General features: G+C 65.6%; 15 protein-coding genes. 10 read left to right on the forward strand and 5 right to left on the reverse strand.

What is annotated here, in order from left to right; all coding sequences use genetic code 11:
• The first annotated feature begins 106 nt into the window (after positions 1 to 106).
• Positions 107 to 931: an ABC1 kinase family protein gene (locus A39O_RS34265; protein WP_020506277.1), complete on the forward strand. Its 825-nt coding sequence runs from the start codon at positions 107 to 109 to the stop codon at positions 929 to 931.
• A 267-nt stretch (positions 932 to 1,198) separates the two neighbouring features.
• Positions 1,199 to 3,355 carry an AAA family ATPase gene (locus A39O_RS34270; protein WP_020506278.1) on the forward strand — a complete coding sequence of 719 codons (2,157 nt, stop codon included), beginning with the start codon at positions 1,199 to 1,201 and terminating at the stop codon, positions 3,353 to 3,355.
• Positions 3,356 to 3,571: 216 nt separating this feature from the next.
• On the opposite strand, the gene A39O_RS0119145 is transcribed toward A39O_RS34270, so the two are convergent.
• From A39O_RS0119145 to A39O_RS36850, 3 genes are all read right to left on the reverse strand, one after another.
• Positions 3,572 to 5,206 carry an FAD-dependent oxidoreductase gene (locus A39O_RS0119145; RefSeq protein ID WP_020506279.1) on the reverse strand — a complete coding sequence of 545 codons (1,635 nt, stop codon included), beginning with the start codon at positions 5,204 to 5,206 and terminating at the stop codon, positions 3,572 to 3,574.
• Positions 5,207 to 5,530: 324 nt separating this feature from the next.
• Positions 5,531 to 8,974 carry a right-handed parallel beta-helix repeat-containing protein gene (locus A39O_RS36845; RefSeq protein WP_245561933.1) on the reverse strand — a complete coding sequence of 1,148 codons (3,444 nt, stop codon included), beginning with the start codon at positions 8,972 to 8,974 and terminating at the stop codon, positions 5,531 to 5,533.
• Between the two features lie 491 nt (positions 8,975 to 9,465).
• On the reverse strand, positions 9,466 to 13,251 hold the full coding sequence (locus A39O_RS36850; RefSeq protein WP_020506281.1) for a choice-of-anchor Q domain-containing protein: 3,786 nt from the start codon (positions 13,249 to 13,251) through the stop codon (positions 9,466 to 9,468).
• A 443-nt stretch (positions 13,252 to 13,694) separates the two neighbouring features.
• On the opposite strand from A39O_RS36850, the gene A39O_RS0119160 reads away from it, so the two are divergent.
• From A39O_RS0119160 to A39O_RS0119190, 8 genes are all read left to right on the forward strand, one after another.
• On the forward strand, positions 13,695 to 15,740 hold the full coding sequence (locus A39O_RS0119160) for a vWA domain-containing protein (protein ID WP_040528214.1): 2,046 nt from the start codon (positions 13,695 to 13,697) through the stop codon (positions 15,738 to 15,740).
• Positions 15,740 to 16,468 carry an ABC transporter ATP-binding protein gene (locus A39O_RS0119165; RefSeq protein WP_020506283.1) on the forward strand — a complete coding sequence of 243 codons (729 nt, stop codon included), beginning with the start codon at positions 15,740 to 15,742 and terminating at the stop codon, positions 16,466 to 16,468. The genes A39O_RS0119160 and A39O_RS0119165 overlap by 1 nt, the downstream gene beginning before the upstream one ends.
• A 57-nt stretch (positions 16,469 to 16,525) precedes the next feature.
• Entirely contained in the window at positions 16,526 to 17,761 is a 1,236-nt protein-coding gene (locus A39O_RS0119170) for an FtsX-like permease family protein (protein WP_020506284.1), read from the forward strand.
• Positions 17,762 to 17,773: 12 nt separating this feature from the next.
• The gene (locus A39O_RS34285) at positions 17,774 to 19,453 is read left to right on the forward strand and encodes a formylglycine-generating enzyme family protein (protein ID WP_020506285.1); all 1,680 of its coding nucleotides are present in this window, start codon (positions 17,774 to 17,776) and stop codon (positions 19,451 to 19,453) included.
• Positions 19,450 to 20,220, forward strand: coding sequence for a glycine zipper domain-containing protein (locus A39O_RS0119180; RefSeq protein ID WP_026199533.1), 771 nt, complete (start codon positions 19,450 to 19,452; stop codon positions 20,218 to 20,220). Before A39O_RS34285 ends, A39O_RS0119180 begins: the two co-directional genes overlap by 4 nt.
• 585 nt (positions 20,221 to 20,805) lie before the next feature.
• A complete protein-coding gene (locus A39O_RS41000) occupies positions 20,806 to 20,988 on the forward strand; it encodes a hypothetical protein (RefSeq protein WP_157640272.1) in 183 nt (60 codons plus the stop codon).
• A 42-nt stretch (positions 20,989 to 21,030) separates the two neighbouring features.
• Positions 21,031 to 22,269 carry a GAF domain-containing sensor histidine kinase gene (locus A39O_RS0119185; RefSeq protein WP_020506287.1) on the forward strand — a complete coding sequence of 413 codons (1,239 nt, stop codon included), beginning with the start codon at positions 21,031 to 21,033 and terminating at the stop codon, positions 22,267 to 22,269.
• Positions 22,260 to 22,886, forward strand: coding sequence for a response regulator (locus tag A39O_RS0119190; RefSeq protein ID WP_020506288.1), 627 nt, complete (start codon positions 22,260 to 22,262; stop codon positions 22,884 to 22,886). Before A39O_RS0119185 ends, A39O_RS0119190 begins: the two co-directional genes overlap by 10 nt.
• Before the next feature lie 369 nt (positions 22,887 to 23,255).
• On the opposite strand, the gene A39O_RS36855 is transcribed toward A39O_RS0119190, so the two are convergent.
• Both A39O_RS36855 and A39O_RS34295 read right to left on the reverse strand, forming a co-directional pair.
• A complete protein-coding gene (locus A39O_RS36855; RefSeq protein WP_020506289.1) occupies positions 23,256 to 24,374 on the reverse strand; it encodes a hypothetical protein in 1,119 nt (372 codons plus the stop codon).
• A 541-nt stretch (positions 24,375 to 24,915) separates the two neighbouring features.
• Positions 24,916 to 26,034, reverse strand: coding sequence for a DUF3616 domain-containing protein (locus tag A39O_RS34295; RefSeq protein WP_157640273.1), 1,119 nt, complete (start codon positions 26,032 to 26,034; stop codon positions 24,916 to 24,918).
• Between the last annotated feature and the right edge of the window lie 328 nt (positions 26,035 to 26,362).

Consider the following 26,362-nt stretch of genomic DNA (forward strand, 5'->3'; position numbering starts at 1 on the left):
CCGGGACGGGCAGGACGAATGGTCGAATCACCGTGCCCGCAATACCCGGAGGACGCTCAGTCGCCCTTATATATTAGCCTATTAGCAATCATTGATACGTAAAGAAATGTCGCCCGAACGCACCCAGCGTTTCACCGATCGCCTGGCGCAAATGCGCGGGGCGGCGATGAAGATGGGTCAACTCATGTCCCTGGACGGCTCCGACATCTTCTCTCCGGAGGCCGCCGCGATCATGGCGAGCCTGCGCGACCCTGCCCAGCCCATGCCGCTGGGACAGGTCAACCAGGTGCTTTCAGGCGAACTGGGGGTCGACTGGGACAAGCGCTTTCGCCGCTTCAACTTCACCCCCATCGCCGCCGCCTCCATCGGGCAGGTCCATCAGGCCGAGACCCGGGACGGTCGGCACCTGGCCATCAAGATCCAGTTTCCCGGGGTGCGCGAGAGCATCGACAGCGACCTGGACAATTTCGCCTTCCTGGGGCAGACCCTGGGGCTCGCGCCCAGGGGCGTCAACCTGGAGCCCATCCTGGCGGTAGCACGTCGCCAACTCCACCAGGAGGCCGATTACCTGACTGAGGCCGACGCGCTGGAAGCCTACGGGGCACTCATCGGCGACGACCCCGACTTGCTGGTGCCCAAGGTCCACCGGGACCTCTCCAGCACCCGCGTCCTCGCCATGGACTTCGCCACCGGTATCCCGGTGGATCAACTCACCGGCCAGGCGTTTCGCCAAGTGGAACGTGACCATGCCGCCACCCTCCTGGAGCGGATCTTTGTCGGCGGGCGCGAACTCTTCTACGAGGATGCCTTCGGCCGGAAACCCGAACCGGCGACCTTCTTCCTGCACCGCAAGTTTGTCGGCATCTTCATGCTCTGTCGCCGCTTGCGGGCGCGAGTGGATTTGAATGAACTGACGGCGGCCTATGGGTGACAATCCACACGCGGCCCTGAGTATCGTCGCGGCTTTGGCGTCTCGGTCTCGGTCTCGGTCGTTGTCGTTGTCGTTGTCGTAATCGCAATCGTGTTTACGATACCCGCGAGGACACTCTCGCCCCACGGCGTTTCGCGGCCTTGATCATCGTTCCAGCCCTAGGGTGATAGCGCAGTCCACCGAATCCCGCGCCGTCTCTGGTAAACTGGCCGCAAGGCCAAAAAAGCCGCACAATGACCGCCGCCCCGCACAGTTGTCGAGACGGATATGCGCAATCCACAGTTGCAGTTGGCGCAAGAACTCATCCGCGGCACGGATCTGAATGTCTTTCTGACCGGCAAGGCCGGTACCGGCAAGACCACCTTCCTGCACACGCTCAAAGCAGACCTGCCCAAACGCACCATCGTCACCGCCCCGACCGGGGTGGCCGCAATCAATGCCGGCGGCGTGACCCTGCATTCGTTTTTCCAGCTTCCGTTCGGCCCCTTCGTGCCCGGCGGAGACAGCGAGCGCCAGACGGCGGAGCGGCGTTTACGCCGGCAGAAGCGCGAGATCGTCCAGGGCCTGGACCTGCTCATCATCGACGAGATCAGCATGGTCCGCTGCGACCTGCTCGATGCGGTCGATTTCGTGCTGCGCCGGGAGCGCGACTCCGACCGGCCCTTCGGCGGCGTCCAGCTGCTGATGATCGGCGACCTGCATCAGCTTGCGCCCGTGGTGCCCGGGGCGGACTGGGCCATCCTCCGGGAGTTCTATGACTCCGCGTATTTCTTCGGCAGCCGGGCGCTGCAGGCGACCGAGATGGTGCCTATCGAACTTGAGCACATCTACCGCCAGTCCGACGCGGATTTCATCGAACTGCTCAATCGCGTGCGCGACAACCGGCTGGACGACGCCACCCTGGAGCGGCTGAACTCACGCTATCAGCCCGATTTCCGGCCCAGTGAATCGGCGGGCTATATCACCCTGACGACGCACAACCAGGGCGCCGATCGCATCAATGAGACGCGCCTCGCCGCACTCGACACCAAGTCATTCACATTCGCCGCGAATATCCAGGGCGACTACCCGGCGCACAGCTATCCGACCGCCGAGAAGCTGACTTTGAAACAAGGCGCCCAGGTCATGTTCGTACGCAACGACGCCGGACCGGCCAAGCGCTATTTCAACGGCAAGATCGGCACCGTCACCCGCCTTGGCCGCGAGCGCATCGGCGTGCGTTGCCCGGATGATGCGACCGAGATCGAGGTCGAACCGGTTACCTGGGAGAACATCCAGTACAGCCTCGATCAAGAGACCAAGGCGATCACCGAGGAGGTCGTCGGCCGCTTCACCCAGTACCCGTTGCGTCTGGCCTGGGCGATTACCATCCACAAGAGCCAGGGCCTGACCTTCGAGCGGGCCATCGTCGATGCCGGGGCGGCCTTCTCGCCCGGGCAAGTCTATGTCGCCTTGAGCCGCTGCAAGACCTTCGAGGGGCTGGTGCTCGGCACCCCCATCCCGCGCCGGGCGGTCATGACCGATCAGGTGGTGGCGGACTATGTCACCGAGGCCACCCGCCATCCGCCGACCCAGGGCCGGATCGACCGCGCACGCATCACCTACCAGCAGCGGCTGCTCCAGGAATGCTGGGATTTCGACGCGCTTGGCGCCCGGTTGCGGCGACTGCTCGGCCTGCTGCGCGAGCACCAAAGGGTGATCGACGCGAACGGCGCGAACACCATCGACGCCCTGGAACGACAGACCTTCGATGCGGTGGTCACTGTCGCCGCCAAGTTCCGGGGCCAGCTCCGCGCGCTGTTCCAGGAGGACTTGCCCCCGGAAGACGATGCCCGTGTACAGGAGCGCCTGCGCAAGGCGTCCGTCTATTTCGCCGAGCAGCTCCAGCAGGGCCTGCGCCCCTGGCTCGCCGCCTTCTCATTCGGGACCGACAACAAGGCGCTGGGCAAGCAACTCGGCCAGGCCGTCGCGGCGCTGCGCACTGAGCTGGCGGTCAAGACCGCCGGTATCGAGAGTTGCCGGGACGGGTTCGCAACGGCCGCCCATCTGAGCGCGCTGGCCAAGGCGCGGATCGACGCCGAGCCCAACGGGCCGCCGACGGGGCCGGGACCAGACCCGCGCCACGACGCGGCCGAGAGCCCCGGACTGCTGGGGGCGCTGTTGCGTTGGCGCGACCGCAAGGCGCAGGAAGAAGCGCGCGAGGGCGTGGAGCACTATCGCGTGCTGACCCGCGCCGTCCTGCGACAGATCGCCGACACCCTGCCCCAGAACCCGAAGATGCTGGTCGCCGTCAAAGGCATCGGCAAGCCCTCCGTCGCGCGCTATGGCCAGGAGATCCTGGCCATCGTCGCCGACTGGTGCCGCTGCCAGGGCATCGAGGCCGCGGCCGTACCGCGCCCCGGCCAAGCAGACGCTCGGCGATGACCGTTCCTATGGCGAGATCAGGATGGGACGGGCCCATCTGGCGCGGGCGCGATGCGCTGCAGCGGATATACTCGCCTTAGTACCCGTTTTCCGAATAGATTGCCGGAAAATCACGCCGCGAATCGAAACCGCCGCGGCCCGATCCACCGGCTGCATCCCGAGCAAGAATAGAGTGCCGAACCTGGAGCCCAAGACTTCAGCCCCAAGTCCGGCGTTTCATCCAGCACCACCCCAAGCCGCACCGCTGCTCGGCGCGCCCAGATGGTCGGCCAGCCGCAGGGCAAAGGCGACGATGCTCCAGGTGGGATTGCCGCTGCCGCTGGTGGGAAAGACCGAACCGCCGCAGATGAACAGGTTGACGACCCCGTGCACCTTGAGATCGGAGTCCACGACCCCGGTGGCCGGCTGTGCACTCATCCGGGTGCCGCCGAGGTGGTGCGATGCATCGGCGAACAAAGCCGGCTCCAGATCGTTCGGATCAGAGAGCAGACGACCGAGTCCGCGCGTTTCGAGCACAGTTCGCAGGGTCTCCTGGAGCCGCACCAGTGTTTCGATCTCCGGAGCATGAAGGCGCCAGTTCAGCCGCGCCAGGGGATTGCTGAACCGGTCCTTGCCGGTCCCCAGGGTGATCCGGCTGTCGGGGTCGGGCACCTGCTCGCAGTGGTTATAGACCACGAGGTTGCGGCGCTGCACGCGCGCCAGGGCGCGGGCCCGGAAGTAAAGTTGATACAGATCGTAGGGCAGCAACTCGCGCGGGGTCAGATGGTAAATCAGATCGTGAATGCGCGGGCGCAGTGAAGGGGCGAGGCGCCGCCCGGCATAACCACGGCGCAAGAGACATTTCATGACGTGAATCGTGGTGTCATAGCCCTGTTCCACGACCGACGGACGCGCCACTTCAAAGTGCAGATACCCGTTCAGGCAGCGCAGGATGCGTTGTTTTTCGAACGCCAGGCCAAGGCCGGGCTGCATCATGCCGCCGCGCACCGGACAACTGAGATACCGGGTCAGGTCGACGCCCGCACTCAACCGAATCTGCCCATGGAGCGCGCGCGGATGATCCATGAAATATCGGCCGAGCGGCTCGCGCGGGTAGCAGGCTTGCGGGTTGTCCAGCAGCCCCAGGAGCAGCAAGCGGGTATTTTCGATCGCCCCCATGGCCAGGATGAAGCGTCCGGCGCGCAACTCATGCGTCGGCCCCCCCGTGGACGGAACCGCCCGCAGCGCGGTGACCCGGGTTCCCGCGTCGTTCAAACGCAGCCCGATCACCGTCAACCCGATGATGATCCGGCAGGCCGAACTGCGTTTCAGGGTGGTACCGAAGAGACTCCAGAAATTCGGCGGACGCTTGGCCCAGAGGGCGAGTTTCGACGAAAAGTCAGTGCGTTCGAAGAGCGCGGGTGGTCCGGCCGGCGCCTGTTGTCCGGCCCGGTTCGCGATGGGCTCGACGCCTGGTTGCGGTAATCCCATCAGCCGTCCGGCCTGCCGCAGGAAACCGAGATAGTCGGCAAAGGACACCGGCCACCCGCTCGCCGGAACCCAGTCACGGGTCTCGAAATCGATCGGCTCCAGTGGCATGCAGCGCCCGGCCCAAAGATTGGCAGTACCCCCAAGCATCCGCAGGCGATGCACAAAGGGTTCGCGGACCGGATGACCGACCGACTCCAGCGCGCTTAGTTCCTGAGCGCCTTGATGCGGCGCGGAATACCCACTTTCGATGACACAGACCGAGTGGCCAGCCCGAACCAGTGCGGCGGCGACCGTCAGACCCGCGGGGCCGGACCCAACGACACAAACATCCGCCTCAATCCGCTGCCCAGGCGCCAAGTGACGGGCCACGATCACGGTCATGGCTGGTTCTCGATCAGTCGGTGTTTTCCGGCAGAACGCCTGGTCGTGCGCAAATCCGACATCGCCATACATCCCAACCTTTAGAAGTCCATGGACGGAGCACTAATCGACGCCGCGGGAGCGTCGTTGGTTGCAGTCTGGCAGAAAATCACCGCGCGGCAATACGCCGACTCCCAAAGCGTGAACTCTGTCACACTTGGTCACCAACAAGTGAAAACGCGTAAGAAAAGGGAGTGCGCAGCCATTCGGCCGGACGGAGCAAAGGCCCCGTCCGGCCGAATGGCCGCGCGGCCGGACCGCGAAACGCAGTCCCGCCAGTGACGGCTAGAAGGTCAGCCGGTTCAGCACCTGCCCGGTTCGGGCGTCCGTGACGACGGCCCGCAGTTGGCCGTCGGCGCCGCAGCGGCCCAGCATCACCAACTCCGCGGCGCCGTTGTGATCAATGTCGGCGATGCTGGCCAGATCGAGCGGCGTGCACCCCTTGTCGTACCAGAACCGATTCAGCCAGCGGTTGGTCGCCCCCTCCTGCACGAACACCGCGACCTGACCGGTCGCCGGGTTGCGGCCCAAGACCGCGTAGTCGTCCACGCCGTTGCCGTCCAGATCGGCGACCACCGCCAGCTTCAGCGGGTCGTAGCCTTGGCCGAACCCGGCCAGCGAGGCGACCCGTTGGTTGGTGGCCGCATCGACGACCCACACGCGGGTGTCGCCCGCCGCCGGGTCGCGCCACAGCAGCGCCACCTCGGGCGCGCCGTTGCCGTTGCGGTCGGCGACCACCGCGGCCTGCAGCAGGTCGGCCCCGGACCACAGGGTCTGCACTGCGGCACCGGTGCGGGTGTCGTTGATAACCAGGCGGTCGGCCTTGGCGGGGTCGGACAGCACCACGCCGACTTCGGCGCTGCCGTTGCCGTTGAGGTCGGGCAGCGCCACCACCTGGCGCGGTTCGAACTGCGCGGCGAAGGACAGGGTGTTGAACAGGGTGCCGGTGGCCGCGTCACGCACCTCGACCTCGGTCGCGTCTTGCGGAACCGGGCACAGGGGCGCGGACGTGTCGGCGGCGGGTCCGCGGACGAAAATATCGAAAAACTGATTGGTATCGTCAGGAACAAGGTTAAAGGCAGTGGAAGCAAATGCGACAAACCGACCGTCAGCGCTGATTGCTAACGAGTATGTCGCTCCAATACCCGGAGTCCCGCAGATGCCGCCGCTCACCCGCTCAATCGCCCCCGTCACACGGTCGTGGACGAACGTACCGGTCCAAGCATTGGGGTCGCCCGGGACGAGATTGCTGCTGTCGGAAGCAAACGCAACAAACCGTCCATCGCCGCTGATGGCTACCCCTGCGTATTCGCTGTCACCGCTCCCTTGAACCCCGTTTGCATCGACGCTCACCCGCTTGGTCGCCCCCGTCACGCGGTCGTGAATGAACGTATCGAACGCACCATTAGTATCGCCCGGTACGAGATTGCTGCTGTAAGACTGAAACGCCACAAACCTTCCGTCGGCGCTGATGGCCGCAGAGTAGCTCCCATCATTCCCTTGAACCCCGTTTGCGTCGACGCTCGCCCGCTCGGTCGCCCCCGTTATGCGGTCGTGGACAAATATATCGTTCACATGATTGGTGTCGCGCGGGACGAGATTGCTGCTGTCAGAAGAAAACGCCACGAACCGCCCATCGGCGGTGATGGATCCAGACCAGCTATTACCATTCCCTTGAACCCCGTGCGAGTCGACGCTCACCCGCTCGGTCGCCCCCGTCATGCGGTCGTGGATGAATGCATCCATTCTATCATTGATGTCGTTTAGTACGAGATTGCTACTGTCAGAAGAAAACGCAATAAACTGTCCGTTGGAACTGATGGCCGGAGCGTAGCTGCCGCCGTCCCCTTGAACCCCGTTCGAGTCGACACTCACTCGCTCAGTCGCCCCCGTTGTACGGTCGTGAACGAATATATGAGGACCATCATTGGTTTCGCCCGGTACGAGATTGCTGCTGTAAGACTCGAACGCCACAAACCGTCCGTCCGCGCTGATGGCCGCACGGTAGCCCCCATAGTTCCCTTGAACCCCGTTCGAGTCGACGCTGACCCGCTCGGTTACCCCCGTCACGCGGTCGTGAACGAATACATCTCTCCAATTATTGGTGTCGCCCGGGACGAGATTGCTGCTGTAAGACTGAAACGCCACGAACCGCCCATCGGCACTGAGCGTCGGGGCTTCACTTGAAGACTCGCTTTGAGCACCGTTCGAGTCCACACTCACACGTTCGGTCACGCGATCCGCCGCGACGAGCGTCGATGCTGCCGTGACCAGCGCGGCGAGTTCCTGAACACCGTTTCCGTCCTGGTCAGGGAGTACCGCCAAGTCCACCGGGGAAGAGAAGGGATCGCGATCGAAGCGGACGGTCCCGAGCGGATCGCCGGTCAGCGAGTTGCGGGTCTCGGCCTGAGCCGGGGCCGCGCCGAGCAACACCAGATTTGGCCCGAGCCCGGGGCTGACGGCCGGCAAGGTCTCGGCAGCCACCAATGACCGCACGGCATCACTGAACACGACCTGGCTGATCAGCGCCCCGGTGGCGGCGTCTTTCACCGTCACGCGCGCGGCGTCCTGAACCCGGCTGACCACGGCGATCTCCGGGGTGCCGTCGCCGTTGGTGTCGCCTAGGGGTTGCAGCCAGGCACGCCGATACGGTGCCTCGTCAACTTGCACCTCGACCGCGCCCAGATCGAGACGGCCGCCCACGACCCGCGAGTAGCCCGAACCGCGCTGATCGAATGCGGGCGGGGGATTGAAATTCGGGTCGCCGCGATCGAGCACCGCGCTGCCGGGCAGCGGGACCTGGGTCAGGGTCGGGCCGCCGTGATCTCCCAACGTGCCAAGTAACGGATCGGTATCAAAGATGTTGGAGCCGGCGACCGCTTCTTCGATCGACACCGTACCGGGCGCCTGGATCAGCGAATAATTGATATTGAAGGTCCCACCTCCATACAGGTCCGCTCTATCCGGAGACGCCGGGGTGCCTCGTTCGTTACCGGAGATAATGGAATTCGAGATACCGACACCTGGCGACCAGGAAGATAAAGCGACGACTCCGCTGCCGACGTTTTCGGTGATGGTCGAGTTCAGGATGTCCAAGCGTTGTCCGCCATCATGGTATACGCCAACGCCATTGTTTGTAATAGTACTGTTGACGATGCTTACCAGGCCGGAGGAAGCCCCGATCGCAACACCTGGTCCGCCATTTCCGGTGATCAGGCTGCCAAGGATACGCACAGCCATGCTACTGTAGTAATAGATGCCGGAAAACCCCTTCCCATTATTGGCTATCGTGCTGTCGGATATCAGAACGTAGCCGCTCTCTACTGCCACGGCCGTACCGCGATTACCGGTGATGCTGCTGTTGCGTATGACTGCTGAATACCCCCCACCACCCTTCGACGATGCGGGGACAGCGAGTCCCTTGCCATTATCGGCGATAACCGAATCCTCTATCGTGACCCTGCCGCTCCCATAATCGTCGTTTGAAATGATGACCCAGTCGGAGTGGCCAGTGACAACACATTCCTTGACATGAATATCTGTGCCGGAATCAGAAAACCCTCCAGTGCCGGCATCGATCGCGTTTTCCCCATTTGCCAACGTCAGACCGGATATCGTCAGGCGCTCCCCACCCGGCCGATCCCAGTCGTAAACAACGTTCAGGACATCGGAGGTCCCACCCCCATCCAGCGTCAAGGCCGCGGCGCCCGGTCCGGTCAGGGTCAACACGTCCGCGGTGACCAGCGGTCCGGAGGTCAGCGTGATGGTGCCGCTGACAGTGGAGGCAAAGACGATCTCGTCCGCCCCCGCTCGGGCATTGGCATCGAGCACCGCCTGACGCAGGCTGCCAGGCCCGCTGTCATTGAGGGTGGTAACGGTGTAGGTGTCGGCGAAGGCGCCGAGCGGGGTGCTGAGCGCCAGGGCCAGCGCGCCCGCCGCCGCGAGCGGCCGGAGCGCGAAGGGACCCAGACACGCCCGCAGGGCGGCGGCCAGCGACTGGGGAGCGGGCTGAACGGGGTAGTCGACCAGTGCGGGTGTCATTGGATCTCCTGGGCTTGGGTGTTGCGTATCTGTGACAGGCGTCGGCACAGCAATTCCACATTTGGGCGGCATCGCGCGACCCTACTGAATTGCGATGTGAGAACTGGGCATTGTGGGATTAAGCAAGTGCGATGCCACTCGCGCCGGACGAAGCGCTAGCCCCGTCCGGCCAGTGACGGCTAGAAGGTCAGCCGGTTCAGCACCTGCCCGGTCTTGGCGTCGGTGACGACGGCCCGCAGTTCGCCGTCGGCGCCGCAGCGGCCCAGCATCACCAACTCCGCGGCGCCGTTGTGATCAAGGTCGGCGATGCTCGCCAGATCGAGCGGCGTGCACCCCTTGTCGTACCAGAACCGATTCAGCCAGCGGTTGGTCGCCCCCTCCTGTACGGACACCGCGACCTGGCCGGTCGCGGCGTTGCGGCCCAAGACCGCGTAGTCGTCCACGCCGTTGCCGTTCAGATCGGCGACCACCGCCAGCTTCAGCGGGTCGTAGCCCTGGCCGAACCCGGCCAGCGAGGCGACTCGTTGGTTGGTGGCCGCATCGACGACCCACACGTGGGTGTCGCCCACCGCCGGGTCGCGCCATAGCAGCGCCACCTCGGGTAAGCCGTTGCCGTTGCGGTCGGCGACCACCGCGGCCTGCAACAGGTCGGCCCCGGACCACAGGGTCTGCACCGCGGCACCGGTGCGGGTGTCTTTGATGAGCAGGCGGTCGGTCTTGTCCGGGTCGGACAACACGACGCCAACCTCGGCGCTGCCGTTGCCGTTGAGATCGGGCAGAGCCAGCACCTGGCGGGGCTCGAACTGGGCGGGAAAGGCCAGGGTGTTGAACAAGGTCCCGGTGGCCGCGTCGCGCACCTCGACCTGGGTTGAGTCTTGCGGAACCGGGCACAGGGGCGCGGACGTGTCGGCGGCGGGTCCGCGGACGAAAATATCAGAAGCCTGATTGGTATCGTCCGGAACAAGGTTAAAGGCAGTGGAATCAAACGCGACAGACCGACCATCAGCGCTGATTGCAAACGAGGATGCCCAACCAACGCCTGGAGTCATGCAGGTGTCGACGTCCGCCCGCTCATTCGCCCCCGTCACACGGTCGTGGATGACGATACGGTGACCCATAACGGTGTCGCCCGGGACGAGATTGCTGCTGTCAGAATCAAACACCACAAAGCGTCCATCGGCGCTGATGGCTACCCCGTAATAGGTTCCGCTGTCACCGTTCCCTTGAACCCCGTTCGCGTCGACGCTTACCCGCTCGGTCGCCCCCGTCACGCGGTCGTGGACGAATACATCTTTGTCTTCATTGGTGTCGCCCGGGACGAGATTGCTGCTGTAAGAACCAAACACCACAAACCGTCCATCGGCGCTGATGGCCCCAGACCGTCCATCGGCGCTGATGGCCCCAGACCCGCCGCCCCCATAATTTCCTTGAACCCCGTTCGAGTCGACACTCACCCGCTCGGTCGCTCCGATCACGCGGTCGTGGATGAATGTATCGAACGCATCATTGGTGTCGCCCGGTACGAGGTTGGTGCTGCCAGAGTGAAACACCACAAACCGTCCGTCGGCGCTGATGGCCACCCCCTGGAATCCGCTATAACCGTTCCCTTGAACCCCGTTCGCGTCGACGCTCACTCGCTCGGTCACCCCCGTCACGCGATCGTGGACAAAGATATCGGACTCATCATTGGTGTCGCCCGGGACGAGATTGCTGCTGTAAGAACTAAACACCACAAAGCGTCCATCGGCGCTGATGGCTACCCCGTATCCGATGGAACCGTTCCCTTGAACCCCGGTCGAGTCGACGTTTACCCGCTCGGTCACTCCCGACTCGCGGTCGTGGACGAATACATCTTTGTCTTCATTGGTGTCGCCCGGGACGAGATTGCTGCTGTAAGACTGAAACGCCACAAACCGCCCATCGGCGCTGATGACCGGAAAGTAGCTCCCATCGTTTCCTTGAACCCCGTTCGAGTCGACGCTTACCCGCTCGGTCGCCCCCGTCAAACGATCCTGGACGAATATATCGCGAGTACCATTGATGTCGGGATTGGCAGAGGCGGACTGAAACGCCACAAACCGCCCATCGGCACTGAGCGATGGGGCTTCACTCGAAGGCTCGCTTTGAGCACCGTTCGAGTCAACACTCACGCGTTCGGTCACGCGCTCCGCCGCGACGAGCGTCGACGCTGCCGTGACCAGCGCGGCAAGATCCTGGACACCGTTCCCGTCCTGGTCAGGGAGTACCGCCAAGTCCACCGGGGAGGGCAAGGGATTGCTATCGACGCGGACGGTTCCAAGCAGATCGCCGGTCAGCGGATTGCGGGTCTCGGCCTGGGCCGGCGCCGCGCCGAGCAGCACCAGATGCGGCCCGAGCCCGGGCCTGACGGCCGGCACGGTCTCGGCAGCCACCAACGACCGCACCGCATCACTGAACGCGACCTGGCTGATCAGCGCCCCGGTGGCGGCGTCTTTCACCGTCGCGCGGGCGGTGTCATGAACCCGGCTGACCACGGCAATCTCCGGGGTGCCGTCGCCGTTGGTGTCGCCCAGGAGTTGCAGCCAGGCACGCCGATACGGCGCCTCGCCGACTTGCACCTCCACCGCACCCAGATCGACACGGCCGCCGACCACCCGCGGGTAGCCCGAACCGCGCTGATCGAAGGCGGGTGGGGGGCTGAAGTTCGGGTCGCCGCGGTCAAGCACCGGACTGCCGGCCAGCGGGGCCTGGGTATGCGTCGGACCGCCATTGTCCCCCAACGGGCCAAGCATCGGATCCGTGTTGAAAATGTTGGAGCCGGGGACTGATTCAGTGATCGTCACGTCGCCGGGCGCCTGGATCAGCGAATAGGTGACGTCGAAGATGTGTGGTCCCGTCAGGTCCGCTCCGGAACCTGGTCCGTTACCGGCGACGATTGAATTCAACATGCTGACATATCCAGAATACAGGTAGGCCCCAACCCCAGTGAGCGCGTTGCCGGTAATGGTCGAGTTCAGGATGCGCAGGTCTCCACGTTCGAATCCAAGGGTGACGCCCGCGCCCCGATTACCGGTAATGGTGCTGGCATCAATCCATACCGACGCATCGAACCCTTTGCTGACAGCCGATCCGCGGTTTCCGGCGATCAGACTGCCGGTAATACTGATGCCGCCGTAAATTGAACTAACAATACCGCTATACTTACTATAATAACCAGTACTGCCATTATCAGATATCGTGCTGTCAGATATGGCGATGCCACCACTGAATGCATATACAGCAGTAACCCCACGATTACCGGTGATTACGCTATTGCGGATACGTACATAGCCGCCAGCAGAGCTAAAAGGGCCACCATAGGTCGAATTTAGCATTTCGATGCCGCTACCGTTACCGGCAATGATCGAATCATCCACGTCCAAATAGCTGGAGGGGGAATCATAATCCGTGTTTCTGCGGGTGTCTCTGAAGATTGCAAAGCCGGAGTTTTCGACGATCACACAGTCCTTGACCTTAAGATGCGAATCATACGAAGAATGGGAATAAATCGCGTTTTCCCCATTCGTCAAGGTCAGACCGGATACCGTCAGGTCAGAAGCGAACAGCAGGATATCTGAGGCCCCTCCCCCATCCAGCGTCAACACCGACGCCCCCGGCCCGGTCAGGGTCAGCGCGTCCGCGCTGACCAGCCGTCCGGAGGTCAGGGCGATGGTACCGCTGACAGTGGAGGCAAAGACGATCTCGTCCGCCCCCGCTCGGGCATTGGCATCGAGCACCGCCTGACGCAGGCTGCCCGGCCCGCTGTCATCAAGGGTGGTGACGGTGTAGGTGTCGGCCAGGGCGCCGAGCGGGGTGCTGAGCGCCAGGGCCAGCGCGCCCGCCGCCGCGAGCGGCCGGAGCGCGAAGGGGCCCAGACACGCCCGCAGGGCGGCGGCCAGCGGCTGAGGGACGGGCTGAACGGGGCAGTTGACCAGTGCGGTTGTCATTGGGACTCCTTGGAGTAGGTGTTGCGTGGCCGCGGCAGGCGTCGTGGCAGAGTATTCGAGAGACTCACCGGATCGTCAATTTTTCAAATGATTCGGTCAGCGCGTAGGATGGGCAGAGCGCGAGCGATGCCCATCCGGCCACCGCGATGCGGTGCCGCGGTGACCTCGAACGCTGCGGCTGCACGCCCGGCCCCATCGCGGCGGGACGCCGCTCCCACGGGGTCGCTGCGCGACTTTTCCGGTAATGCCTCGACCTCCAGTTGCGGACAGTCCGTCGCTGGCCGGAGCGATGATCAAGGCCGTCGCGCCGGATGCCCATCACATCGGTCTGGAGCGCAAGCAGGCGCCGGTGTACTCTCATCAGTGCCCCTACCCCGCTGCCGTTCGGGGACCTGGGTGCCGCGGCGCCTCATCGGCAACTTACGCAGAGGAGCACTCATCCAATGAGGTCTTTCCTAACCCGCGTGCTGCCGGTCGCGGCGGCGTTGGCCCTGCTGTGCGGACCCGCGGTGACGGCGGCCCCGGCAGCAACCGCCGACCGGACCGCCCTGTCGATTCCGGATAAGCCGGGGCTCTATCAGCGGGTGCTGACGCGGCCCGATACGCGATTGCTCACGCTGCCTGGCGGCGCTGCCGCGCCCGGTCCGGCGCTGCCGGCCTTGTCGGTGCTCTATGTCTTTGACCGGCGTGCCGTCCAGGGAAAGGACTGGATCGAGGTCGGCGCCGCGGCGGACGCGGCTCAGGGCTGGATCGCGGCGGCCCAGGCGATCGACTGGCGCCAGACGCTGACGCTGGCCTTTACGCGCACCTCCAATCGTGATCCGGCGCTGTTCTTTCGCGATCATGACCGGCTCACGCACCTGCTGGAGGCCGAGGACCTGGTGCCGCAGGTCGACCGCCTGCGCGCCGAGGTCAAGACCGGACGCTTCCCGACGGACTTTCCGGTGATTGCCAAAGAGCCGGATACCTATATCGACCCGAACGAGCAGTTCTATCTGCTGCCGATCCTCGCCTTCGAGCCGGTGTACCTGCAGAGCGGCCATGAGACCATGCTGCTCAAGGTGGCCGCGGTGACCCTGCAGGCGGGGGAGCAGGACCTGCTGGGCACGGACACCGCCGCGAAGCCAACGCCCAAACCGGCGCGCCAACCCAACGCCAAGCCGGCCGATAAGACGGCCGCGTCGCGCCCCGCCGGCTATCGCGCCGGTGTGGTCTTCGTGATCGACAGCACCACCAGCATGGGCCCCTACATCGACCGCACCCGCACCGCGGTCCGCCGCATCTATGACAAATTGCGGGGCTCGACGCTGGGCGAACGACTGAGCTTCGGCCTGGTCGCCTTCCGGGACAACGTCGAGGCGGCACCCGGACTCGAGTATGTCAGCCGGGTCGCGGCGTCGCTGGAGGACGGCCGCGACCCGGCGACCTTCCAGTCCAAGGTGGCCGGCGTCAAGGAGGCGACCGTCTCCAGCAAGGGGTTCAACGAGGACGCCTACGCCGGCATCCAGGACGCCCTGGAGCGCATCGACTGGAGTGGCTTCGACGCCCGCTATATCGTGCTGATCACCGACGCCGGCGCGCGCGATGCCAACGACCCGCTGGGCCGCACCGGACTGTCCGCCGAGCGCCTGCGCCTGCTCGCCCAGGAAAAAGACCAGTCCGGGGGCGGCGGCAAGATCGCCATCGCCGTGCTGCACCTGCTGACCCGCGAGGGCCGTCAGACCCACGAGGGCGCGACCCGGCAATATCGGGAACTGAGCCGCTGGGGCGACGCGGGCGATCTCTATTTCCCGGTCGAGGGCGGCGCGGTCGAGGCGTTCGGCACCCAGGTGGACACCCTCGCCGACGCCCTGCTGCGGCAACTCGAGAGCGCGGCGTCCGGGCGTCTGATCGAAGTGCCGGAGGGACCCAAGGTCGATCCGGTCGAGCGCAAGACCGCACTGGTCGGGCGCGCCATGCAACTGGCCTATCTGGGCCGGGAGACCGGCAGCCGGGCACCGCGGCTGATCGAGGCCTGGGTGACCGATCGGGATTTGATCGACCCGACCCAGAAGACGCTGGAGGTGCGGGTGATGCTCACCAAGAATCAGTTGAGCAACCTGCAGGAGACCCTGGAGGCCATCCTCGCCGCCGGTGAACGCACGCACATGAACGCCAAGGATTTCTTCGACCAGTTGCGCGGCGCCGCGGCGGCGCTGGCGCGCGACCCCGACAAGGTCAGTCAGGTCCAGGTGAAGCGGCTCGCGGATGTCGGTCTGGTGGGGGCCTGGCTGGACGGGCTGCCCTACACCAGTCAGATCATGAATCTGACCCCGGAACGCTGGCTCGCCCGCTCCTACGCGGAACAGCAAGAGGTGCTGGACGTGATCGATGAGAAGATCCGGCTCTACCGTAAGGTCCACGACGAGACCGACCGGTGGATCAACCTGGCCCCGGCGGCCCCGCCGGGAGAAGCAGTCACCACCCTGCCGCTCGATAGCCTGCCCTGATGGCGCCCTCCCCGCCCGTCTACCTGTGTCAGGGGCTGATCAAGCGCCGCGTCGGCGGCGGGACCGCCTTCGAACTGCTGGTGCCCGAGCTGCGTATCGCGCCCGGCGAAGTCGTGGTGTTGCAGGGGGCGAGCGGGAGCGGCAAGAGCACCCTGCTCGACCTGTTGGCACTGGCCCTGCGCCCGGATCGGGCCGGCATCTTCAGCTTTCGCCCGGAACATCGCGCCGCGACCGATCTGTGGCGGCTGTGGCAGCGCGACGATCTGGACGGACTCGGCCAGTTGCGCGGGACCCATATCGGCTATGTGCTGCAGACCGGCGGGCTCTTGTCCTTCCTCACCGCACGGGAGAACATCGCCCTCTCCTGCCGCTTGCTGGGGCGTGATCCCGGTGGTTTGATCGAACGCTTGGCGGAGCGCCTGGACATTAGCGCGCAGCTCGACAAACGTCCGGGCCAACTCTCGGTGGGCGAACGCCAGCGGGTGGCCATCGCCCGCGCGCTGGCCCATCGGCCGGGGGTGGTGCTGGCGGACGAGCCGACCGCCTCGGTCGACCCGCTCAACGCGGCACGCATTCTGGATCTGTTCTTGGATCTGGTGCGCCAGTCGGGCGCCTGCGCGGTGATCGCCAGCCATGATTGGCGGCCGGAGCGACTGCCGGGCGTGCGGGTGCTGGAGCACCGCATCGAGCGTGATGGGGACCTGACCCGGTCCTTGTTCTGGGGCTAAACACCAATAAGATGTCACCGCACATGAAACCTTATTCCGGTTTTAGTTTGAATCACGATGCGCGCCACGCCTGAAATTCTGCGACTGGCCTATCGGGATTTTGCCCATGAGCGGCGGATCTCGCTGTGCTTCGTGCTGGCGCTGATGGCCGTCCTGGCCCCGCTGCTGATCCTGTTCGGACTCAAGTTCGGTCTGGTGGACACTCTGGCCCAGCGCCTGGTCGAGTCGCCGGTCAATCGCGAGATCCAGCCGCTGGGGAGTCGCGACTATGATCAGGCCTGGTTCGATCGCATCGGCGCCCGCCCGGATGTCGCCTTTCTGATCCCCAATACCAGGCGCATCGCCGCCAGCCTGACCCGCCTGCTGAACACCGCCAACGGGCAGGACCTGCGAGTCGTCTCCATGATCCCTACCGGGACCGGCGATCCACTCCTCACATCGGGGTTGGCCGGTGCGGCTGGCCCCGCGGTGCCGACCGGCCTGACGGAACTGGTGCTCTCGGCCGCTGCCGCCCGCAAACTGGGCGCGGCGGCGGGCGACCGGCTGGTCGCGCGGGTCGACCGCCGCCGCGACGAGCGGGATGAGCAGGCCCTGTGGGAGGTGACGGTGACCGGCATCCTGCCGGATGCGGCGATGGCCGAGGAGGCGGCCCTGGTTCCGCTGCCCCTGCTGGTGGCGACCGAGGATTATCGGGACGGCCTGGCTGTCCCGGCGCTGGGCTGGAAGGGCGCGCCAGTCCGCGGCGGGCCGCGTGAGTTCGCGCGCTTTCGCCTCTATGCGGTGAGCATCTACGCGGTGGCCGGACTCGCCGCCGATCTGGCCGCGGACGGCGTGGAGGTCCGCACCCAGGTCACCGAGATCGCCGGCATGCAGGCGCTGGACCGCAACCTCAGCCGCGTGTTCTGGCTGATCGCCATGATCGGCACCCTGGGGTTCCTCGCCTCGCTGGCGGCCAATCTGCTGGCCAACGTGGAGCGCAAACGCCGCGAACTGGCGGTGGTGCGGCTGATCGGGTTTCCGACCAGGAGCCTGGTCCTGTTCCCGGTAGTCCAGGCCCTGCTGGTCGCCCTGCTGGGGGCGGTGGCCGCGCTGGCGGTTTACCTGCCGGTGGCCACGGCCTTGAACATCTGGTTCGCCGACAGCCTCCAGCATGACGAGTCGATCTGCCGATTGCTGCCGACGCATCTCCTGATCGCGCTCGCGGCGACCCTGCTGGGGGCCGCCGGTTCGGCGGCCTGGGCCGGCTGGCGGGCGGCGCGCATCGAACCTGCCGAGGGTTTACGTGAGGTCTGAATTCAACCGCAAATGAACGCAATCATCTTCCTGATCACCACCGCGGCCTGCTGCCTGATGATGGGTCCGGCCCGTGCCGACACACCCGCACCGGCCATCACCTGGCCCGAGAAACTCTATAACCCGACGCCCGCCGCGGGGGATCTGATCCTGCCCCTGGCCTGCGGCGGCGCCATGGTCTTTCGACCGGTGGAGATTCCCGGCGGGAACCTGCTCGATGACCGCCAGGTGGAACTCGGCCAGACCGACGCTGCACGCGGCTACAAGGAGGGCCGGCGGCTCAGCCACCTGGCCGGCGCCTTCAGCATGGGCACGGCCGCCGCGCGCCGCTACTACATCGCCAAGTACGAGACCACCCGCGACCAGTACGCCGCACTCACCGCCGACACCTGCCCTCAACCGACGATGCGCGGGCGTCTGCCGATGACCGACGTGAGTTGGTTCGACGCGGTGGATTTCACCCGCCGCACGACCGAATGGCTGCTCACCAAGGCCCCCGCCGCCCTGCCGCGGGAAGAGCAGGAACCCGGCTTCCTGCGCCTGCCGACCGAGGAGGAATGGGAGTTCGCGACCCGCGGCGGCCTCGCGGTGGATGACACGGACTTTCTGGCGACCGTCTTCCCCATGCCGGACGGCGATCTGGCGCGTTATGCCTGGCACGAGAGCACCGGTTCCGCCGCCGGTGAACTGCACCCGGTGGGACTGCTCAAGCCCAACCCGCTGGGCCTGTATGACGTGCTCGGCAACGCGGCCGAAATGACCCTGGCGCCCTTCCATCTGGACCGCCGCGGCCGTCCCCATGGTCAGCCCGGCGGTTTCGTCAGCCGCGGCGGTGATGTGTTCACCCCGGCGAGCCAGATCGGCAGCGCCGTGCGCCAGGAGCACAACTATTTCAATGCCACCACCGGCCGCGCCAAGGCACTCGACAGCCTGGGCTTCCGACTGGTGGTCACGGCCCCGGTCATCGTCTCGGCGGCACGTCTGGATGCCATCAAGGAGTCCTGGTCCGAGTTACCGAGCCTCACCGGTGACGTGCGAGTCGACTCGGACAAGGCGCTGGCCGAGTTGCAGGAGGTTGCACGCCAATCGCAGGACGACGCCCTGCGAACCCGGCTGGAACTGATTCAGCGCAATGTCGAACAGGCGCACGCGGGGCTCAACGAGGCCCGCGCCCGCACGGTACGCGCCCTGCTGCGGATGGGCGCCTTTATGGGCAAGCGGGTGGTGACTGACGGCAAACGCGCCGAGGTGCTGCAAGGGTTGATGGGGCTGGCACAGAGCAACTTCGACACCTTCGCCAAGCAGGCTCAGGGGTCGCGGGACGGACCCAAGCTGATCGCCGAAGCGCGTGACGCGCTCGCCGAAAAGATGACCAAGTGGCAGGGGATGCTCGCCGAGATCGAGCAAGGCATGGCCAGCAGCCTGTCCTATTATGGGGACATGGTCGTGAACGTAGGGCGGGACTATGGGGCGGCAGAGGTCGGAGCGGAACTCAAGGTGGTCGATGAAGAGCTCAAGACCAAGGACAATGCCTATTTGATCCCCTATGCCGACCTGTTCGCCCGCCACCTGGACGCCTATCGCCAGGCCGGGGCCGCGGACAAGGCGACCTGGCAGCAGGATTTGCTGCAAATCGAACCCACGGTATCTCCGGGCACACCGGCGGGCGGATCGGCAGGACAACAACCATGATGCTCCAAACACTCGGGCGCGGCGCCATCCTGATGGCAACCACTCTGCTGCTCATCGCCTGCACCGCCGGCCTGGAAACCCAAACGGAGCGTCCGCCGGCCGAGGTTGGTGGACGCTTTTCGATCGGGGGACTCTCGTTTGGCGGCAAACCCGACACCTTCGGTTACGAAGGTGAACTCAGCCCGCAGGAGGCGGCGCTGCGCGAACAGGCAAAGAAGTTCGATCGCACCGTGTGGCAAGGGATGCTGATCGGCGCCGTGGTCGGCACTGCGGTCGGCGTTGCGGCCGGTGGTGATACCGAGGATGCCGTCGGCGGCGCCATCATCGGTGCCAGCGTCGGGGCCATCGCGGGTATCTATGTCGCCCACATGCAGCAACGCTATGCCAACAAGGAAGATCAGCTCGATGCGATGATCACGGACGTACGCAACTCCAATCGCGAAACCGAAACCCTGATCGCCGATGTGAAGACCGTCATCGCGGAGGACCGGCGTCGGTTGGCGTCCGTCCAGCAGCGGGTGGCCCAGGGTCAAGCCGGCGCCAAGGAGTTGGAGCAGGAGCGCGGCCGGGTGTGGGGCAATCGCCGGGTGGTGGAAAAGGCCGCGGTGGGCGGGCAGGATCAATACCGGATGTTCGAGGGCGCCATCCAGCGGTTCCAGAAGAACAACCCCGGGGTCAAGACCTCCGGTTTCGAGCAGGCACTCACGAGCTATCGCAACAATCTCGCGACACTCGACCGCCTGGCAGCGGGCATGGCGAAGGCCTGACACGAACCCCGGCGGCCGAAGCTTTGGCCCGGGCCGACATCGCGTCTGCGCGGCCCTCGTCCGGCTAACGGCCATGGAAGGAAGATCAGCCGCCCCGGAAGAAGAATGTCCCCCGTGGGAGCGGCGTCCCGCCGCGATGCGGTACCGCGGTGACCTCGAACGCTGCGGTGACACGCCCGGCCTCATCGCGGCGGGACGCCGCTCCCACGGGGTCGCCGCGCGACTTTCACGGTAACGCCTCGATCCGGTGGGCGACCGATGATCACGGCCGTGTTCCGGCCACGCGATCAATGTAGTACGGTGAGGCACAGACACGGGTGGCGAATGCGCCCGAACGCGGAGTCTGGAAAGAACGTGTCTCACGCCAAGGCGCCAAGCACGCCAAGAAGCGCGCAATCCTGCGGTGACCCCCGTCACCCCGCGAGCGCCTCCGGTTTCGATAGCGGCTTGAAGCACCTTGGCGTCTTGGCGTGAGACATTCCGGGTCTGAGCCAAGCCGGTGCGGCGGATACGCCCGTTTGAGCGCAATTCGCCACCAGTGTCAGGCACAAACCGCATCGTTCGCGGCCGGGGGATGCCGCCGGGTTGGATGCGCTGCTGCTTTCGCCTTGGGCGGCGGGCGTTGCCGTGGCCGACGATTCGGAGATGCAGCGGCTTGCCGCCGGCGACTATCATAGCCTCGCCTCTGTACACCGTAAGAAAACTGAAGTGCCGGTCTGCGCTTCCTTCCGTTTGGTTTCCAACATCCCCCTGATTCGGGTAAATTAATAAGCAGTTTTGCCCAGACTTCAACGACAATCAAGGACAGGAATGACCTACGACCGTTCGCAGCGCCGCCAGACGGAGGAAGAGTTGCGCCGCCTGGGCCACACTCACGCCGTGCTCTCCCGCTGCAATCGCAGTCTCGCCCGCGCCCTGGACGAACGCGCGCTCCTTACTGCATTCTGCGCCAACTTGGTCGAGGAGGAAGGCTACGGTTTCGCGTGGGTCGGCTACGCCGGGGAAGGTCGCGGGGCACTGCTGCGCTTGGCGGCCCATGCGGGTCAGGGCGACGCGGCCTTCGCCGCCGCGGTCCTGGCCTGCGCCAACGCCGGCGACCGACGCAGTGCCTGCCGCGTCGCCTGCGAGGTCGGGGCACCGGTCATCCTGCGCGACCTGTCCGTCCGCTCTGCCCTTGCCCCCTGGGCCGACACGGCTATAGGCCAGGGCTATCGCGCCATGATCGCACTGCCCCTGCGCGCCGACGGGGCGGCCTTCGGCAACTTCAGCATCTTCGCGGACACGCCGGACGTCTTCGACCCGCCCGAGGTGGCCTTGCTCGCCGAGTTAGCCGATGACCTCGCCTTCGGTATCCAGACGGTACGCACCCGCGACGCCCAGGCCCAGGCGGTGCGCCGCCTGCGCAACGATGCCGAACGGGAGGCCCGCGGACACCTGGCGGCAACGCTGCACGATGGGGTCGGCCAGACCATGCAGGCGCTCAACCTGGGCCTCAAGCAGGCGAGGGCGCTGGCCGAGCGCGAAGAGACGGTGCCGGTCGCGCTCTTGGATCAACTGATCGATGAGGCCGGAGCGGCTTTGCGGGAACTGCGCGCCGTCAGTTGCGAACTCCGACCCTTGTTCCTGGAGCGCCTGTCGCTGCTCGATGCCATCCGCCATCAGTGCAACGAGACCGCCCAGCGCACCGGCATCAGTATCCAGGTCAGCGCCGCCGACTGCTCCTTCACCCTGGACGACCAGGTCAAGGAACAATGCTTCCTCGCCTTCCGCGAGGCCTTATCGAACGCCGTGCGCCACGCCGCCGCCAGCCGCATCGACGTGCTCCTGCGGGTGCGTATGAACGACCGGCTGATCCTGGCCATCGGCGACAACGGCGTCGGCTTCGACACCCACCGCACCGGCGCAGATCCCGCGGGGCTCGGCTTATGCATGATCCAGGAGCGCGCCGCCGCCGTCCTCGGCCGCTCGTGCGTGCGCAGCAGCCCCAGCAGGGGAACCATCGTGCGTATCTGCGTCCCCTTGACCAAGGACACCATCCTGTGTCCATAGGTGTCATCCTCGCCGATGACCACGCCATCGTCCGCCAGGGCCTCGCCGCCCTGCTCCAGGCCGAGCCGGACATCGTCCTGCTCGGCTTGGCGGCCGATGGCGCGGCCGCCTGGAGCATGATCGCGACCCACCAACCGGACATCGCCATCCTGGACCTGTCCATGCCCCAGGCCACCGGCATCGAGATCACCCGCCGGGTCGAGGCCGCCGCGCTCGACACCCGCTGCCTGCTGCTCACCATGCACGATGACCCCGCCGCCGCGCTGGAGGCCCAAGCGGCGGGCGCCGCCGGCTACATCCTCAAGGACAACTCCTTCGAGGATCTGGTGTTGGCGGTGCGCAGCATCGCCGCCGGCGGGACCTTCGTCACCCCCTCCATCCGCGCCAAGCTCCGCGCCCTGCAGCGCAACGGCCAAGGGTCCATCGCCTTGTCGAGCCGGGAACGGGAAGTGATCCGCCTGGTCGCCCTGGGCCATAGCAGCAAGGAGATCGCCCGAGTCCTGGACATCAGTCCGCGCACCGTGGATACCTACCGTAACCGACTGATGCACAAGCTTAGGCTACACTCCGTGGCGGATGTGGTGCGGTATGCGGTGCAGGGGGGGATGCTGGGGTGAGACTGACCCGAGCTGCCGCGCACTGGCCGCGCCCGGGCCTAATCAAACGATAACGGCGGGGCCCTCAAGGCGCGGTCTGCCTGTCGTCCGTTCGGGCTCGCCGTTCTGTTCAGGGCGGGCATGACCCGGGACCACCGGGACTGATATTTGCGCTCCCGTGACGCAGTTGGCCGGCTCTTCCATATGGCGCGAGGCGGGATGGACCTCGCCAATCCGGTCCAAATACCGACCCTACTCGACTGCTCGGCGCCGTTGCCGCAGCCCAAGCCGGCGCCTTGCAAAGCGAACCCCTGATCCATTGAGCCTAGCGATCACCGGATCGGGTCACGCTGGCCGTGTCGCTGGCTCCCCCTGCGCGCGGGTAAATCTTCACTCAGCCAGCGCCCCAAGGTAGATCTCCGCGACCTGATTGCGCTCATCAAGGCTGAAGACGAGGGCATCGTAGTCCGTACCGACGGTCAGGGTAGAGCGCCCCGGTTCCCCGGATTCGCCGGGCTCCGCGGCGCGGCCGTAAGCGGCCAAAACCTCCTTGCGCGATGCCCCGATGCCAATGCCGCGGCCGGTCATCAGCTTCGCCGGCGCCTTCAGGCGCATGGAAAAAACCTCCCATGGACCCTGCGGCTTCGGTGCGGACAGCCCGATGACAACACCGACGGCGGGAAAGGTCCACTCCCGGTGGTAAAGACCGTCGGCCTCCCATAACGCGGATTTGCCCCGGCTCTTGGGTGGTCCCAGCAGGCGTTCGGCGGCGGCGGCGTCACTGCCGATGCGCAGGCCGCCGAGCGATTCGCCGGCGGCAACCGATGCGGTCTCGGCACAGGCCGCAGGCACCAGTAGCGGCGCCGCGGCAAGCGCGGTCGGGGCATCGGCGATCACCGGCGTTGCGGCGACGCCTTTGCCCGCGGGCGGGGCCAGCGAGGCGTTTTCCGGATAGCCTTTGCCGCTGAAACGCACCACACGCGCGCCGGGTTCGGCACCGCCGCCGCCGACGATCAGGTCACGCCAGTGGTCGGAGCGGGTAGCGGCGGCCAGGATCGGCGCCGAGACCGAGGCCATGCGGGTAACGATCTGGTACCCGGTACCGCTGTCCCGTAACACGAAGGCGGTACAGCCGCCGCTGCCGCACGCCTCGCGGCCGAGCGTCAAGGCCACGACCTCCGCCCTTCCGCCGCCATCCAGATCGACGCTGCCCGCCAAATAGCGCAACGCGCCGGTGTCCCCCGCGCGAGGACACTCGTCGTATTCAGGGAATTGGGCCAGCAGGACGGCCGCGAGTTGGTCGGCACGCAGCCCTCCCTGGCCCGACGCCGATCCATCCCGGCCGCGCGCCGCGACGCCCGCCGTGCGGCCTGCGCGCAGTCCGGACCGCAGTAGCGGTTGCCGCGGTCGCAGTGGCGGCAGATCGCCACCTGATGGCCACAGCGAGCGCAGTTGAACAGGCGGGCGGTCGCGGACATCGGCAACTCCTGCCGATGAGCCCTGGATCATCGCCCACCAGCGGGCGATACTGACCTACGGCACGTGCCACGCACGGTCCGGGGTACGGCACTGGAGAAGACTGTGGCGGTCGCGACCAGTGCCGTACCTGTCTCAACGGCACTGATGCTGTAGACCATGGCGCGGTCCTTGTCATCGCTCTGATCGGCGACACCCGCCAGTGCGCGTTGCCGTTGGGGCGCGCGCACGTCCGCCGTCGGTACCCGGCGCGCAGACCGCGCCCGTCAGGTACCGTCCCGGGCTGGACCCGGCGCTGGAAGGTCTCGATGCGCGAGAACAGCGCGGGGCTTGCTGAACCATCGACGGGAAGGTCCTCGAACGGGATGAGTAAGTGTCGATTGGCGTTCAATAACTCTTGAATGCTCTTGACGTCCGCCGAAGCGTTGTTCGCGTTCAGTCCGACCGAATTCATGATAGTGACTGGCATGTTGGTCCTCCTCTCGGGATGAATGGCGCCGCCACCTGAGCGGACGCTATAGATAGGGCGCGGCCTGAGCCAAGCGCCGTTGAGGTTCCGGCGTCCATCCCGTGCCTATTCTGGTGTGGCAGCCGCCATCGGCAGGATCACGAATCCAGCGGGGACAGCGCAAACTTTGTCCTTTTTTTTACCCGCATCGCCATCGATCACCACTAGGGCTTGACCGTCGAAGATCGCAAGCCCCTCCGCCGACGACGGCAGGTCGTCGCGAACCAACTCGGGCTCGATGATCGCATCCGCGTCCAGCGCACCCGCCCGGAAACGCCGGAGTTGGAAGGGCTCCGCCGTACCGCCTTCCTGGTCTTCCGGCGGGCCGGCAATGACCCAGACCCAGCCATCGGCAAAGGCGAGATCACGAATCCCGCGCCTGCCCAGATCGAGCACGGCTACGCGATCGAACGTATACGCGTCCAGTCCCTTTAGATGCATGAGCATGGCAAGGTCGCGGCGACTCGTCAGGGTCGGATGCGCGGACAGCAACGGCGAGCGCAGCCCGATCCACAGGTCGGGCGCGGCTACCGTGGAGACGTTCACCGCCCCTTCGGCGTTGAAGGCATCGACTTGTTTGCAGCGTTTCCGGTCCTTGGCGACCGCGTCGGCCGCGGCTTCCACCCGGTCGATCTCAGCGCAGGCGGCCCGCACGAGCGGGCTGGTCGGCGCTGGATCGCCGAACAGTGCGGCGCAGCCGATCACACCCGACGCTGTCACCTTGATGGCCGTTTGCGCCACCCCCGGCTTGCCGATGATGCCGAAGCGGCGCCGGTTGTCCTTCGCCTCGCACTCCGCATTGCGACCGTGGGAAGCGAACACAACGACACCCCCCTGATCCAACCGCGCCAAGGCTTCAATGTCCGACAACTCGGTGTCCTCACCCACCGTAAGCGGCAGCGGCAGCGGGTCGGCCGAGTCGATGCCGTGGTTCAAGATTTTGAATAGGAATAGCGACGTACGCACCTCATTGTCGCCCACCAGGAGACAGCGCCCGGCACCATCGGGGCAATCGATGACTGCGGCCGCGGAGGCCTCGCACAATGGCTTATGGCCGAGCGTCTGGCCCTTGAGCGGTTGCTGCGCAACGGCCGACGCCGGGATGATTGCCAGCAAGGCCTGGAACACGACCGCAGCGCGCCGACCGGCGGCAGCCGCGCGCGAACGGAAAGATGTGGTTATCACTTGGTCTGCTCCATCGTCGCTTATATGAAAAAATAATTTTTTCGGATTGTTAAACCGCGTCCGGCGCGAAATGTATAGTGGACCCCATGTCCAGGACAGTTTTCCCCCGAATTTAAGTTGTCGTGCCGACGTTCATCGCAGCGGTTTGGCGCTGCCCCAGCCACCGCGGAGCGGTCGTTAAGACGGCATCCGCGCAGCGATTAAGAAAAGATCTGTTGCTGTTGCGCCGCAGGCGTTCTCAGCCAGCTCCGGCGGCCGTGCGGCGCAGTGTGGGCAAAGGGTGAATGAGTGTGGGCAAGGTGGGGGCAACGCGCCCACGGCGCGTTGT

The sequence above is a fragment of the Lamprocystis purpurea DSM 4197 genome, from assembly GCF_000379525.1.
In the GTDB taxonomy this organism is placed as follows: Bacteria; Pseudomonadota; Gammaproteobacteria; order Chromatiales; family Chromatiaceae; genus Thiodictyon; species Thiodictyon purpureum.

Excerpts from the sequence above, each read along its gene's own strand:
- A39O_RS0119170 (WP_020506284.1), top strand. The coding sequence starts at position 16,526 with ATGCGCGCCACGCCTGAAATTCTGCGACTGGCCTATCGGGATTTTGCC.
- A39O_RS34270 (WP_020506278.1), top strand. The coding sequence starts at position 1,199 with ATGCGCAATCCACAGTTGCAGTTGGCGCAAGAACTCATCCGCGGCACG.
- A39O_RS0119145 (WP_020506279.1), bottom strand. The coding sequence starts at position 5,206 with ATGACCGTGATCGTGGCCCGTCACTTGGCGCCTGGGCAGCGGATTGAG.
- A39O_RS36850 (WP_020506281.1), bottom strand. The coding sequence starts at position 13,251 with ATGACAACCGCACTGGTCAACTGCCCCGTTCAGCCCGTCCCTCAGCCG.
- A39O_RS34285 (WP_020506285.1), top strand. The coding sequence starts at position 17,774 with ATGAACGCAATCATCTTCCTGATCACCACCGCGGCCTGCTGCCTGATG.
- A39O_RS34265 (WP_020506277.1), top strand. The coding sequence starts at position 107 with ATGTCGCCCGAACGCACCCAGCGTTTCACCGATCGCCTGGCGCAAATG.
- A39O_RS36855 (WP_020506289.1), bottom strand. The coding sequence starts at position 24,374 with ATGATCCAGGGCTCATCGGCAGGAGTTGCCGATGTCCGCGACCGCCCG.
- A39O_RS0119180 (WP_026199533.1), top strand. The coding sequence starts at position 19,450 with ATGATGCTCCAAACACTCGGGCGCGGCGCCATCCTGATGGCAACCACT.
- A39O_RS0119160 (WP_040528214.1), top strand. The coding sequence starts at position 13,695 with ATGAGGTCTTTCCTAACCCGCGTGCTGCCGGTCGCGGCGGCGTTGGCC.
- A39O_RS0119165 (WP_020506283.1), top strand. The coding sequence starts at position 15,740 with ATGGCGCCCTCCCCGCCCGTCTACCTGTGTCAGGGGCTGATCAAGCGC.
- A39O_RS0119185 (WP_020506287.1), top strand. The coding sequence starts at position 21,031 with ATGACCTACGACCGTTCGCAGCGCCGCCAGACGGAGGAAGAGTTGCGC.